The organism is Denitratimonas tolerans (genome assembly GCF_037203605.1).
In the GTDB taxonomy this organism is placed as follows: domain Bacteria; phylum Pseudomonadota; class Gammaproteobacteria; order Xanthomonadales; family Xanthomonadaceae; genus Denitratimonas; species Denitratimonas tolerans.
Window position 1 is genome coordinate 161609 of the sequence record NZ_JBBDHC010000001.1, and the last position, 12913, is coordinate 174521.

11 protein-coding genes and 1 tRNA gene are annotated in these 12913 nt (G+C 69.8%); 3 read left to right on the forward strand and 9 right to left on the reverse strand.

What is annotated here, in order from left to right; translation table 11 throughout:
- Window positions 1-62: 62 nt before the first annotated feature.
- The 9 genes from WB794_RS00700 to WB794_RS00740 all read right to left on the reverse strand — a co-directional run bounded on the left by WB794_RS00700 (window position 63) and on the right by WB794_RS00740 (window position 10421).
- On the reverse strand, window positions 63-692 hold the full coding sequence (locus WB794_RS00700; RefSeq protein ID WP_337333911.1) for a YbhB/YbcL family Raf kinase inhibitor-like protein: 630 nt from the start codon (window positions 690-692) through the stop codon (window positions 63-65).
- A 104-nt stretch (window positions 693-796) separates the two neighbouring features.
- Window positions 797-1798, reverse strand: a complete 1002-nt coding sequence (locus WB794_RS00705) for a YheT family hydrolase (protein ID WP_337333912.1) — start codon at window positions 1796-1798, stop codon at window positions 797-799.
- Window positions 1795-2598 carry a lysophospholipid acyltransferase family protein gene (locus tag WB794_RS00710; RefSeq protein WP_337333913.1) on the reverse strand — a complete coding sequence of 268 codons (804 nt, stop codon included), beginning with the start codon at window positions 2596-2598 and terminating at the stop codon, window positions 1795-1797. The genes WB794_RS00705 and WB794_RS00710 overlap by 4 nt, the downstream gene beginning before the upstream one ends.
- Before the next feature lie 95 nt (window positions 2599-2693).
- Window positions 2694-3128 carry a hotdog fold thioesterase gene (locus tag WB794_RS00715; protein WP_337333914.1) on the reverse strand — a complete coding sequence of 145 codons (435 nt, stop codon included), beginning with the start codon at window positions 3126-3128 and terminating at the stop codon, window positions 2694-2696.
- Window positions 3128-3742: a YkvA family protein gene (locus WB794_RS00720; protein ID WP_337333915.1), complete on the reverse strand. Its 615-nt coding sequence runs from the start codon at window positions 3740-3742 to the stop codon at window positions 3128-3130. Before WB794_RS00720 ends, WB794_RS00715 begins: the two co-directional genes overlap by 1 nt.
- Before the next feature lie 209 nt (window positions 3743-3951).
- Entirely contained in the window at window positions 3952-5844 is a 1893-nt protein-coding gene (locus tag WB794_RS00725; protein ID WP_337333916.1) for a phospholipase D family protein, read from the reverse strand.
- On the reverse strand, window positions 5841-6374 hold the full coding sequence (locus tag WB794_RS00730; protein ID WP_337333917.1) for a YceI family protein: 534 nt from the start codon (window positions 6372-6374) through the stop codon (window positions 5841-5843). The genes WB794_RS00725 and WB794_RS00730 overlap by 4 nt, the downstream gene beginning before the upstream one ends.
- A 43-nt stretch (window positions 6375-6417) precedes the next feature.
- Window positions 6418-6897: a SixA phosphatase family protein gene (locus tag WB794_RS00735; protein ID WP_337333918.1), complete on the reverse strand. Its 480-nt coding sequence runs from the start codon at window positions 6895-6897 to the stop codon at window positions 6418-6420.
- 8 nt (window positions 6898-6905) lie between these two features.
- Window positions 6906-10421: a trypsin-like serine peptidase gene (locus WB794_RS00740; protein ID WP_337333919.1), complete on the reverse strand. Its 3516-nt coding sequence runs from the start codon at window positions 10419-10421 to the stop codon at window positions 6906-6908.
- 113 nt (window positions 10422-10534) lie between these two features.
- Between WB794_RS00740 and WB794_RS00745 the strand changes: the two genes are divergently transcribed.
- From WB794_RS00745 to WB794_RS13555, 3 genes are all read left to right on the forward strand, one after another.
- Entirely contained in the window at window positions 10535-12013 is a 1479-nt protein-coding gene (locus WB794_RS00745; protein WP_337333920.1) for an AAA family ATPase, read from the forward strand.
- 159 nt (window positions 12014-12172) lie between these two features.
- Window positions 12173-12249: transfer RNA gene (locus tag WB794_RS00750), tRNA-Ile, on the forward strand.
- A 63-nt stretch (window positions 12250-12312) separates the two neighbouring features.
- Window positions 12313-12912, forward strand: a complete 600-nt coding sequence (locus tag WB794_RS13555) for a hypothetical protein (protein WP_337333921.1) — start codon at window positions 12313-12315, stop codon at window positions 12910-12912.
- The last annotated feature ends 1 nt before the right edge of the window (window position 12913 follow it).

Consider the following 12913-nt stretch of genomic DNA (forward strand, 5'->3'; position numbering starts at 1 on the left):
CACTCGTGCGGGCACCGGGCGGCGATCGCGCCGCCGCGGTGCGGGGTCGGGGCGGTGTTTGCTCAGTCGAGCGCCGGATTCAGGCCGTAGCTGCCGTAGATCGCGACCTCGTCGAGCACGTGACCCTGCATCGCGGCCAGCGCCTGGGCGGCGGTGAAGCCCTCGGGCAGCTCGAGTTTCGCCACGTCGAGCGCGAACAGGCGGAAGAAGTAGCGGTGCGCAATGGCGTCGTTGAACGGCGGGCAGGGACCGTCGTAACCGTGGTACGAGCCGGCCATCTCGGCATCGTTGGCGAACCAGCCGGTGTAGTCGTTCACGCCCTGGCGCGCGCCACCCGGGCCAGGCTGCGCCGGCTTGCCGCGCGCGGTGATGCCATGGCTCAGCGCGCCTTCGGCGATCTCGTGCACGCCGACGGGAATGTCGACCATGATCCAGTGGCTGAACTCCACCCGCGGCAGCTCCGCCGGAATGATGCGCCCCGCCTGATTCACGTCGTCCCCGCGCGAAGGCACGTCCGGGTCCACGCACCACAGCACGAACGACGCCGTGCCGGCAGGCGCGTCTTCCCAGGCCAGGTGCGGGTTGCGATTGTCCGACAGCGCGATCGGATTGGTCGCATCGCCGCGTCGTCCGAAGGCGAGTTCCGGAGGAATCGGGCCGCGGTGGGGGAAACTCCGGCTGGAAAGCTTCATCGCGCAGTCTCGAATGGGAAAACAGGCGCATAGGGTATCGGCAATCCGGGCCGCGCGACCCGGATTGCCCGGGAATCGCCACGATTGGCGGGCGGTGCCTGCGCTCAATCGGCCGGACAGGCCTCGGCGAGCTGCTCGGTGACCCAGGCTTCAGCCAGACCGTCGAGCCGCAGGCCGGCGAGGAAGCCGCAGTGCCCGCCCCAGGGCGCGATCGAAAGCCGCACCTGCGGCGGCAGGGAGAGCGTGCGGAAATCCTCGACCGGAATGACGGGATCATCCGCCGCGGTGAGGATGCTGGCCGGCACCTGCAGCCCGGCCAGGCGATCGCCGGCGACGGAATAGCCGTCGAGGTAGGCGTCGAGCGAATCGAACTCGGTATAGCGATCCACCAGCGCCCGGGTGAGGCCGCGCACGCCGGCGCGCAGCTCGGACGCGCTGAAGTGGAAGGCATCGGGGAAGATCGCCTGCTTGCGCCGCAGCGAGCGGCCCCACTTGTGCATGAAGTAGTGCTGGTAGAACCAGGGCGCGGCCTCGATGGCCTCCAGCCCGGCCCGCGGGCTGATCACCGGGCAGACCGCGGCGACATGCCGCAGCCCGAGGTCGGCCGCGGGCGCGCGCAGCGCCACGCGCAGCGCGAAATTGCCGCCGAGCGAGTAGCCGGCAACGCACAGCGCGCGGTGCGGCACGCGGCGCGCGAGGTTGCCGACCGCCGCCACCACTTCGTCGATCCGGCAGGAATGGAACAGGTCGCGGTTGAGCGCGTGGGTGTCGCCATGGTCGCGCAGGTGCAGCCGGAACACGTCGAATCCAGCGTCGAGCAGGCGCGCGCCGGTGGCCAGGATGTAGCTGGAATCGACCGAGCCCTCCCAGCCGTGCACGAGAACCGCCAGGCCGCGTGCCTGCGGCAGGTGGTTTTGGAGGGTCAGGAACCCCTGCAGGCGCACGCCCTCCCCGCCGTCGAGGATCAGCTCCTGCGCCCCGGCGATCAGATCGGCCGCGACCCGGCGGGTGAAAATCTTGCGAAACCGGCTGCTCGCCAGAACCGACTGCACGTGGGCATTGCGCAGGGGTGCGGGCGGGCGGAACCGGGCGGGATCGAGGCTCACGATTCCATCGCCGCGACGATCGACTCGCGCGCCTTTTCGGCGACCTGGCGGCGACCTTCCTCGCCCGGCACGATCGCCGGCAGGAAATGTACCTCGGCCACGCGCGAAGGCTCGCCCAGGAGGCGCAGGAAATTCCGCAGGAAGTTCTCGCCCGGCGCAAACGCCACCACGGTCTGCGCGCTGCCTCCGGAGCCGTAGCGCAGCGCCACCGGCTGCACCGGCACCTGGGCCTCGAAGGCAGCCTGGAAGATGCGCGCGTGGAAGGTCCGCACGGAGTCACCGCCGTTGGTCCCGCCTTCGGGAAAGGCACCCACCGCCTGGCCCGAATCGAGCCGGCCGACCATCAGGTCGAGCACGCTCGACAGCGAGGCGTTGCTGCCGCGCTGGTGGTAGATGGTGCCGGCACGCCCCGCAAGCCAGCCAACCAGCGGCCAGCGGCTGATCTCGGATTTCGCCACGAAGCCGACCACGCGCTGGCTGTGCACCAGCTCGATGTCGATCCAGGAAACGTGGTTGGCCACCAGCAGGTGCGCTTCGCGCAGCGGCTGGCCCACGCGCCGCACGCGCATGCCGAAGATGCGCATCAGCGTGGCCGACCACCAGCGGATCGCGTGATGGTCCACGCGCTCGCCGTCCAGCGTCCAGCGCGCGGTGAAGCGGTTGATCGCCAGCAGGGTCAGCGGCAGACCCAGCGTCAGGTGCAGGGTGAACAGCGGAACCCGAACGGCATAGCGCAGCGGGCGCAGCAGGCGTTCGCCCGGCGCTGGGGATTGGCGTGACTGCGGGGAAGGGCGAGGCATCGGGACACGGAACGGTTCGGAGCGTGGAGTCTATCCAAAGGCGGCCGTGAGTTTGCCTGGATCGCCAACCCGATCCGCAACGGGTTGGCCCGCGTTCAAGCTGCGCGGCGCGCCACCACGGCCAGGGTGAGCCGCGACACGCAGACCAGACGGTCTTCTTCGTCTTCGATGCGGATATCCCACACCTGCGTATTGCGCCCCAGGTGCAGCGGGCGCGCCGTGCCGGTGACGGTGCCGGAGGTGACCGAGCGGATGTGGTTGGCCGAGATTTCCAACCCCACCGCCGTCGATGCCTCATTGTCCAGGCACAGGTTTCCGGCGAGGCTGCCGAGCGACTCCGCCAGCGCGACCGACGCGCCGCCGTGCAGCAGGCCGAACGGCTGTCGGGTGCGCGGATCGACCGGCATGGTGCCGCGCAGGAAATCCTCTCCCTGTTCGGTGACGGTGATGCCCAGATGCGCGACCATCGAGTCGGCACCGCTGGCGTTGATCGCGGCCAGCGGCGGGCGTCGGGTGAAGATATCGGCCATCAGCGCATCGTGAAGATGCTGGGACGCCAGCTGCGGCTCAGGTAGGTCTTGCCGCTGGCATAGCCGCTGGAGTTGCCGTAGCCCACGCCGAAGTCGCGCTCGCGGCGCAGGTGCATCCGGTTCTGCAGCTCCTCGCGGCGCGCGTCCAGCCAGTCGCAGCGCCCGACCTCGGATGGGCTCTGGCCCAGACGACCGGCCTCGCTCTCGCGGAAATCGCAAAAGTCGTCGTAGGCATCGATCTCGTGCTTGAGGTCGCGCACGCACAGCTCGATCATGATCGCATCGTCCAGGTAGCCCAGCACGGGCACCGAATCGGGGATCACGTCGGCCGGATCGACGAAGTAGACCAGCGCCGCAAGCACGCGCTGGCGGTCGGCGTCAGGCAGGCTCCAGCCCTCGTCGCGCAGCATGGCGATCAGGTTGTCGAGCATGGCCAGGCGCTGCTGGACGAAGTCCGGCACCTTGGCCTTGAGCGCACCCTCCAGCATCTGCGTGGATGCGGCGATGATCTCGTCGGCGCTCTTGCTTTCGGCCGCGGCCGTGGCGCTGCGCTGGGCGGCGACGAAGTGCTCGAGATCCTGATCGCTCAGTTCGAACGAAATGCTCAGAGGCATGGCCTGACCTTAAAGATGACCGGAGAGGCGGCAGCCTAGCGAAGCCCCGGCAGAGGCGTCAATCGGGGCGTCAATCGGGGCGGGAATGGGGAATCGGGAATCGAAGGCGCGGGTACGGCGGCGGCCGCGGCGGCCACGCAGACGACCGCCCGAGATTGGCGACGGGCTCACCGTCCATTCCCGATTCCCGATTCCCCATTCCCGCCCCGTCAGAGAATCGGTGCCAGGCCCGCGCCGAAGGCGGTGAGGATGCGGGTGTAGATCGACTTGAGCGGCACCTGCACCTCGGGGAAATCGCCGACGGGCTGGTAACACTCGGAGAACTTCGGGTCGTCGCGCGGCACCGGCGCGCAGCCGGGCTTCATTTCCCAGCTGGTGGCGTAGCGGAAGGGCCAGATGTCGAACAGGGGCAGCGCCTCGAAGGCCTTGCCCAGGCTGTAGTTGAGCCCGGACAGCACCACCGGCTTGGGGCGCGGCGCGATCACCCAGGCGTTCTCGGGCGCGGTGTCGGCAAGAACCTCTTCGGCAAGCTCCGCGGCAAATGCCGGGTCGTGCACGATCACCACGCTTTCGGTGTTGAGGCGATCCGAACGCGGGTCGAAGTTGTGCGTGCCGACCAGCCCGATGCGGTCGTCGATCACGATCGACTTGGCGTGCATGCCCATGCGCACGCCTTCGCGCGAAAGCGGAACGCGACCGCCCCGCGCGCTGCCGCGCGAGCCTTGGGCACCCGAGCCGATCGCACGGCGGGATTCGGTCGCACGCTCGCCCAAGCTGCGTCGCACCGGCGCGCCGGGCGGCAGATCGATCAGCGCATCCTGCCAGTCCAGCGGCGCACTGCCCGGAAACGGCTTGTACTCGTAGATGTGCAGCCCGTACTCGCGCAGGTAGCGACGCTTGTACTTGTGCGAGAGCGCATAGACCGGGAAGGCATCGGTCGAGGCCAGGCTGTTGGTCGAGACGATGATCCTGGGCGGATGCTCGCGCTCGTGCAGCGCACGCAGGCTGCGCCGCGCGGTGCGCGAAAACACGAGGTAAGGCGTCTGCAGCACGATGCGGTCCTGCGCGCCCTCGAACAGCGCCAGCAGTTCGAGCGACAGGTCGCGCTCGCTCGGGTCATTGCGCTCCAGCGTCTTGTTGGGCAGGTCGGAGAGGAACTCGACCTCGCCCACGGAGCGGGTTCGCGCGAGCAGGCGCTCGGCGATCACGGACGGGTCGCTGGCCGCCCTGGACATGGCCGCGACCCGTCCGTGTGCTTGCGCGGTGGCGATCAGCGTGTCCGGATCGAGCGCGTGGCCGCGCTCCAGCGCGCTCAGGCGGCGGCGCACGTCGTGCAGCGCCGCCGCCGGCACGGCGCGAGGATGGCGCCAGAACCGGCTGAAGGATTCCTGCATCTGCCCGGCGGCGGGGCCGGCCACGAGGATGTCGCGATCGCGGTAGTTGAAGGCTGGATCCCAGTCGAAGTAGCGGTCCTGGTAGTTGCGCCCGCCGGTGATGCCGATGACGCCGTCGGCCAGCAGCAGCTTGTTGTGCATGCGCTGGTTGAAGCGGGTGAAGCAGCACAGGATCCCGGCGGCGAACTCGAATGGCCCGGTGCGGGCCTTGCCGAAAGTCGGGTTGAACAGGCGCAGCTCGAAGTTGACATGGGCGCTGGCCAGCGCGGCGACCAGTTCCACGTCGTCGACGCTGTAGAGCTGGTCGAGCAGGACCCGCACCCGCACGCCGCGCCGCGCCGCTGCCAGCAGTTCGCTGAGGACGAGAAACCCGGAGTCGTCCTGGGCGTAGATGAAGCTCTGCACGTCGAGCCGGAATCGCGCGGCCCGGATCAGGTTGATGCGCGCCAGCAGCGCGTCTTCACCACTTTCCAGCAGCGTGACTTCGTGACGCGGGGCGTCTGGCTGGCTCTGCGCCATCGCAAACTCGCCCAGGGCGTACAGCGCCGACTCCTGCGCGCAGCGGTCCGGCAGGCCGCAGGTGGTGGCGGTGTCCTGCAGGGCGCGCGCGTCGGCGCGCGCGCTGCGGATGTCCTTGCGGCTGGGCATGCAGGCGGTGAGCGCCAGCGCCAGCAGCGCCAACGCCAGCAGGTGCAGCACCCGGTTCATCGCATCGGGTCCGGGGCCTGGATCAGCATCACTTCGAAGCTCAGCGTCACGCTGTCGCCTAGGGACAGGCGTCGCGCATCCATGGCGAAGGCGCTGCGGCTGACCGCGCCCTCGGCCCGGATCGGGCAGTCCGGGGCGAACGCGGCGCATTCGACCGGTGCCAGGGTGAAACCGATCCGTCGGGTCACGCCGCGCAGCGTGGCCTGCCCTTCGATCAGCCCGCCCTCAGGCAGCTGGCTGACGGGAAAGGGATCGGAACGAAAGCGGATCCACGGGTGGCGCTCGACGTCGAAGAACTCGGGCGACTGCGCCCAGATCACCCAGGCGGCGCGCCCCATCTGCAGCGCACGCACGTCGATGCGCACGTCGACCGCGACCGTGTCACGCGCCGGATCACGCACCAGGACCCCTTCCAGGATCGGGAAGTGTCCATGGATGCGCCTGAGCCAGACCGGGCGCACGCTGAAGCTGGCGCTCGCCCTGCCTGTGTCGATGGACCAGGTCTGCGCGGACGCGCGAGGCCAGATCACGGCGAGAGCCAGTGCAGGGATACAGAGCCAGCGCATCGCGTGGTCAGGAGGACCAGAAGGCGTCCAGCCGCGCAACGCCCGGTTCCAGCGCCGCGCCCTCGGGCAGGCTCAGCACCGCGACGCCCGCCGGCGGCATGCCGCGGTATTCGCCCGAACGCCCGGTGCACAGCAGGGCCACGAGCTGCTCCAGCCCCGGGTTGTGCCCGACCAGCAGGATGGACGGGGCGTCGTGCTCGTCCAGGACCTCGATCAATTCGCCGGCGCTGGCCTCGTAGATGCGCGGGTCGTGGCGGGTGTCGGCATAGCCGGTGCGCGCCATCACGCGTTCGGCGGTCTGGCGGGTGCGCAGCGCGGGCGAACACAGCACACGGGCGAAGGGCGCGTGCTCGGCGAGGAAGGCCGCGACGGCATCGGCCTCCGCCTCACCGGTGCCCGACAGCGGGCGATCCCGGTCGGCCTGGCCCGGCCCGGCCGGAAGCGCGTGTGCGTGACGCAGGAGGATCAGTCGGCGGTCCTGTTTCATGGCGGGTCTCATCGGATCGGAACGAGGGGGACGCTGCTGCGCTGCCATCGACCCTGCAGCGGTGGCGGCAGGGTGATGTCGGTGCTGATGGTCGCATGGCTGGCACCGGGCCAGAGCAGGCGCAGGCTTCCGGCCGGCTGGCGCTGGCTGGCCCAGTCCTCGTAGTGCGCGCAGCCGGGGCAGTGCGGGCGATGGCTGCGCAGCAGGAGCTGGCCGCCCGGCGTCATCGCGCCTTCGCTGATCGTCCAGCGCGGCGTGCCGCGGTCGTCGTAAAGGTAGGTGGCGGCCACGTCCAGGCGCTCATCGCCGATCTGCACGCTCTCCACATTCACGCCCCAGCCCGACTGGCTGGGCGGATACCAGTGCGCGGTGTGGTCGGGATCGGGCCGGGCCAGCAGCGCGGTGGTCGATTCCAGATATTCCATGCCGGCGCGGCCATCATCGAAACGCCAGGCGAACAGCGCGCGGGTGGGCGTGATCGGCGCGACGTAGGCGCGCCCGACCTGCTCAACCTTCACGTCCAGGCCCTCGGGCGCATCAAGGTTGCGCGCTTCGAGCAGGGGTGCTTCGAGCAGGTTGTCGCGGTAGGTTCCGACGATGTTGTACCAAGTCGGCAGGTGTGAGCTGTCGGCGGTGTACCAGGTCGCGCCCAGGTCGCTGAGGTGGGCCAGTCCGTTGCCGGACCGCTGCGGGTTGCTGATGTCCCCGCTGCGCAGGCGCACGGCGGCGATCGGCGCGCCGCACTGGCTCACCGCCTGGCAGCCGGACGCCACCGTTCCCGCCGCGAGGCGGCTGCCGCGCGCGCTGTGCGCGTTGACCGTCGCGGTAGCCAGGTAATCCAGCCGCAGCGGCGCGCCGCAGGCGGCGTCATCGCGGATCTTGACCGGCAGGTTCACCGTGGCGCTCTGGCCGGCGGCGATCTGCGGCAGCACGATCGCCGCCGATTCCAGCCGCAGCGGCGATTCCGAGGCCGGCTGCGCGCCGGGCGCGAAGGCGCACATCGCGCTGCCGGCCGCGGGCACGGTGCGGGTCGCCTGCGGGCAGGCCAGGGCCAGCGCGTCGCCGCCGCCGGCGTCGATCAGGCCGATCGCGCCGGAATGAAGGTCGGTGGGCGCGGCGCGGCGGTACTGGTAGGCCACTTCCCCGGTGCCTTCGTAGACGATGGCCTGGAATTCGGTTTCGCCCTCGAAGTACCAGTCGCTGTCGAGCACTTCCATGCCGCTCCACTGGAACACGTGGCAGGGATGCGTACCGCCCAGCTGCGAGGCGCGCGGGCACTGGGCGAAACGGCGGTAGCGCAGCCCCGCTCCCGGGCTCTCCAACACGCGCAGGTCGGCGTGGAAGGGGCGAAGCTGCGGGCCCCCGGCCCCCGCCGGAAGTTCACCGCCGCCGCAGATCGGGTCGGCGTCCGCGCCGGTATCGCCGGTATCGAAGGAGACATAGCCGTTGGTCGACATCACCGCCTTCGAGTACGTCACTCCGTACAGGGTGATGCCGCTGCCGCCCAGCGCGATGTCCGGGGTGCGCGCATCGTCCAGGTCTCCGTAGGGATTGCCGTCGGCGACCGCGGTGGCCAGCGGCGCGGTCGCACCGCTTCCGACGGCCAGGTCGATGAAGCCGTAGTCGCAGTCGCGGGTGCCGACATAGCCGAAGGCGTTCGGGCCGACATCCAGGGTCATCAGGCCCACCGGCGCGAACAGCGCGCGCGCGCCGGCCGCAAGCGCGGCGCTGCCGACGTTGCGCAGCGTGACCGGTACGGTGTAGCGCTCGCCCGGGTCGATGCCGGCGCGATCGTTGCCGCAGACCAGCGCCGGCGTCCCGACCGACACCGCCTCGATCACCGGTGCCACCACGTCCAGCGCGCGCGAGGCCACGCCGATGCAGCCCTGCGCATCGCGCACCTGCACCCGGACGTTGAGCTGGCGCCGGGTCGGGAAGGACACGCGGATTTGGCTGCTGCTGCCGCTGCGCTCGTATACCCCATCGCCGTCGGCGTCCCACAGATAGGTGTAGCCGCCGGCACCGCCCTGGGCGCTGGCACGCAGCTCGAAGCGCGCGCCGGCGGCGGGCGCGGCGCTGAAAGCGGAAGAGGCCAACGTCACCACCGGCGCGTCGCAGCTCGACTTGCCCGGCATGGTTTCCGGGTTGCCGCCGCTGCGGTCGAAGGCCGCGCGAATCGAGGTGCCGGTGTCGCTCGGAACTTCCCAAGCCGAACTGAGCCGCCCGTAGCAGTCGTAACCGGAGGGATTGGCGCAGCCTGCGTTGCCGCCGGACAGCACGCCGATCAAATGGCCGTTGGACGGATTCCAGAGGCCCGAGCCCGAGGAGCCGATCTCGGTGGTGCCCAGCTCCCACTGGTCCACGCGCCAGTGCGTGTCCGGATCACCGCCGCTGACGATGCAGTTGCGCATCGGGGTGAGCGGATCGTCGTTGAAGACGATGCGCTTTTCGTTGCCGTTGGCGTGGTGGATGCCGACCGCGCCGTTGGGCACGATGCCGCTGCGGTCCCAGCCGCTGTAGTAGGCCATCGCCGCTGCCGGCACCGGCGCATTGAGCTCCAGCGCGGTGAAGTCGGTGGCCTGATTGGTGGACAGGAGCTGCGCGCCGCCGGTCTGGATGGCGCGCGAGGCGGTGGTGGCCGGCAGCGGCGAGCCGTTTTCGGCGCTGCCGGGCGCGCGGCAGGTGGGGCTTTCGAAGCCCCAGTAGAACACCGCGCTGGCCGCCTCCTGCGCGGTGGAAATGCAGTGGTAGGCGGTAGCCAGGCGCGGCTTGGCGGTGTCCTGCGCGGCGCTTCCCGTGGCCACCAGCGTACCGGTGCAGTACAGGCTGCTGCTGCTGGAGCTGAAGGAATAGCCGGCCACCGAGGCGATCTGGTTGCGCCAGGCGTCGCCTTCCGGGCACGCCGTGTCCACGTTGCAGCTGCCCGACTTGGCGCGCGCCGCGGCGAAGGGATCGCGGTAGCCCCAGGACACGCTCCTGAGCGCCAGTTCGAGCGTCGCGCGGCGCGCGGCCGGCAGGGTCAGTTCCAGTACCGCCGCGTCGCTGGCCAGCATGGCGGTATGCAAGACGCCACTGGCCGGGTTGTCGGCATCGGTCAAAAGCGGCAGCGCCACGCTGCCGTCGCGGGCGTGGATCGACAGGCTGGCACCCGGCGGCAGGCGGAAGCGCGAGAAGGCGAACTCCAGGCTGTGCGCGCCCTTGCCGGCCACTTCCAGCCGCCAGGTCAGGCGTCCGTCGGCAGCGCTTTCCCATCGCCCCGGGCCGGTATCGGCGGCCAGATCGAAGCGCGCCGGCAGCACCCGCCCGTAGCGCAGCGGCACGCCGGTCTTGAGATCGTTGACCGCATCCTGGGCCTTGAGCCGCGCCAGGTCGGGCGCGACGAGCAGCAGGCGTTCGCCGCCGGCGTCCAGGTGCGCGGCCTGGGCCGGCGCACGCTGGCCGGATTTTTGCGGCGCGGCGTAAGCGCAGGCCAGCGGCAGGGCCGTGAGCAGCACGGCAGCGAGGGTGGAGCGGAACAGGGACATGCGCGGAATCCAGCCGAGAAGGTCACGACTTGGCAGAATACACCGTCACCGCAGCGTTCTCGCCCCGTGGCGCAGGCGTTCGGCCGTCCCCAACCGATTCCCGTGGAAACCCGATGTTCGATCCCCGCGACCTTGCGGTCCGCATCCGCGCCGGCACCCCGCTGCTCCTGATCGAGACCAACGAGGAGGCGCTGCTGCTGGACGCCTTCCGCCACGTCGTGGCCGAACTGTTCCGGCCGCTGTGGCGCTGGTCGATCACCGAAGGCCTCAAGCGCCTGGACCTGGACGACCCGTTCCTGCCGGCAGCCACCGACTCGAGCGCCGTGCTCGACGTGATGCGGCGCGAGGAAGCGCGCGGCATCTGGCTGCTGCTCGATTTCTCGCCCTACCTGCGCTACGCGATGAGCGTGCGGATGCTGCGCGAGATCGTGCTGGGCCAGGGCGCGTCGAAGCAGACCGTGGTGCTGATCGGCGCGAAGATCGAGCTGCCGCCGGAGCTGGAGCCGCTGGCCACGCGCTTTTCCATGCGCCTGCCCGACGACGCCGCGCTGGCGAAGATGCTGCGCGACGAGGTGTTCGCCTATTCGCGCGAAAACGGCGGGCGGCGGGTGGAAGTGGACGCCGCGGCGCAGCGCGCGGTGCTGCGCCACCTGCGCGGACTGCCGCTGCTCGACGCGCGCCGCATCGCGCGCGACCTGATCTACCACGACGGGCTGATCGGCCCGGGCGACGTCGAGCGCGCGCAGCGCGCACGGTTCGAGCTGCTCGGGCGCGGCGGCGTCATCACGCTGGAGCCGGACGTGGCGCGCATGGACGAAATCGCCGGCCTCGGCCGTCTCAAGCGCTGGGTGGAGCAGCGTCGCCCGGTGTTCGTGGCGGACGTTCCGCCCAAGGGCCTGGACCGCCCGCGCGGCATGCTGCTGCTGGGCGTGCAGGGCGCGGGCAAATCGCTCGCCGCCAAGGCCTGCGCCGGCGGCTTCGGCGTACCCTTGCTGCGGCTGGACTTCGGCGCGCTCTACAACAAGTTCCACGGCGAGACCGAACGCAACCTGCGCCAGGCGCTCGCCACCGCCGAAGCCATGGCGCCGTGCGTACTGTGGTGCGACGAGATCGAGAAGGGCCTGGCCACCTCGGACAGCGACGACGGCGTGTCGCGCCGCGTGCTCGGCACCCTGCTCACCTGGATGAGCGAACGTCGCGCGGCGGTATTCATCGTCGCCACCGCCAACGACGTGCGCCGCCTGCCACCGGAGTTCCTGCGCAAGGGCCGCTTCGACGAAGTGTTCTTCGTCGATCTTCCGGACGATGCCGCACGCCGCGACGCCTTCCGCATCCACCTCGCGCGCCGCGAGCAGGAGATCGGGCGCTTCGATCTGACTGAACTGGCGGCGGCCAGCGACGGGTTTTCCGGGGCCGAGATCGAACAGGCCATCGTCAGCGCGCTCTACGACGCCCACGCCGACGGTGCGAAGCTCACCACCGAACGCATCCACACTGCCCTCGCCCAGACCCGCCCGCTGTCGGTGATCATGGCCGAGCAGGTGCAGTGGCTGCGCGACTGGGCGCGCGAACGCTGCGTCCCGGCGGACTAGCGCACCGGCATCGGCCCGTTCCTGCGACAATGCCCCGTTCACGCGGGCCTATGGCTCAACGGTCAGAGCAGAGGACTCATAATCCACTGATCGAGGTCAGAACGGCGAGACAAAATTGAGCGGGGCGGCCACCCTTCCGCCCCATCAAAAAAGCAAAAAGGGCCTATAGCTCAATTGGTTAGAGCAGCGGACTCATAATCCGTTGGTTGCAGGTTCAAGTCCTGCTGGGCCCACCATCTTTGCTTGCGCTGGCGCGTCGGTACAGTGGCGGTACACGAGCCCTGTTCTGGAGCAACCGAATGGCGACCATCGTCAAGACACCCTCAGGCACGTGGAAAGCGCTCATCCGCAAGACGGGATGGCCGGCCACAGCCAAGACCTTCCGCACCAAACGCGACGCCGAGGATTGGGCGCGGCGCACCGAAGACGAAATGGTGCGCGGCGTCTATATCCAACGTGCGCCGTCCGAGCGCATGACCATCGAGGACGCGCTCAAGCGCTATCTTTCCGAGGTCTCCCCAACCAAGCGCCCGGCATCGGCCGACAGCGACGCGAGACACGCGAAGCCGTTGATGCAGAACCTGGGCAAGTATTCGCTGGCCGCGCTGACACCGGAACTGATCGCCAAGGACACATCTCGAAGGCATCGTCGAGCACTTCCGCTCGGGGCTCAGCAACGGCTTTGCCGAGGCGATGAATGGACGCATCCAGGCGGCCAAGGCGAGAGCGCGAGGCTATGGTACGGACAGGCACCTGCTCACCGTCTCCTACCTGATCTGCTCGAAGCTTCGTCATCTGCCCCGGAACCCATGGCACCACCCGGCTCAGCCGGACCCGGCGTGAAACTCATCCACACGAAACGAGAGAGAGGCCCACTTGCCCTTCGATCAGAATTGTAGT

Excerpts from the sequence above, each read along its gene's own strand:
- WB794_RS00700 (WP_337333911.1), bottom strand. The coding sequence starts at position 692 with ATGAAGCTTTCCAGCCGGAGTTTCCCCCACCGCGGCCCGATTCCTCCG.
- WB794_RS00710 (WP_337333913.1), bottom strand. The coding sequence starts at position 2,598 with ATGCCTCGCCCTTCCCCGCAGTCACGCCAATCCCCAGCGCCGGGCGAA.
- WB794_RS00715 (WP_337333914.1), bottom strand. The coding sequence starts at position 3,128 with ATGGCCGATATCTTCACCCGACGCCCGCCGCTGGCCGCGATCAACGCC.
- WB794_RS00720 (WP_337333915.1), bottom strand. The coding sequence starts at position 3,742 with ATGCCTCTGAGCATTTCGTTCGAACTGAGCGATCAGGATCTCGAGCAC.
- WB794_RS00725 (WP_337333916.1), bottom strand. The coding sequence starts at position 5,844 with ATGAACCGGGTGCTGCACCTGCTGGCGTTGGCGCTGCTGGCGCTGGCG.
- WB794_RS00735 (WP_337333918.1), bottom strand. The coding sequence starts at position 6,897 with ATGAAACAGGACCGCCGACTGATCCTCCTGCGTCACGCACACGCGCTT.
- WB794_RS00740 (WP_337333919.1), bottom strand. The coding sequence starts at position 10,421 with ATGTCCCTGTTCCGCTCCACCCTCGCTGCCGTGCTGCTCACGGCCCTG.
- WB794_RS00745 (WP_337333920.1), top strand. The coding sequence starts at position 10,535 with ATGTTCGATCCCCGCGACCTTGCGGTCCGCATCCGCGCCGGCACCCCG.
- WB794_RS13555 (WP_337333921.1), top strand. The coding sequence starts at position 12,313 with ATGGCGACCATCGTCAAGACACCCTCAGGCACGTGGAAAGCGCTCATC.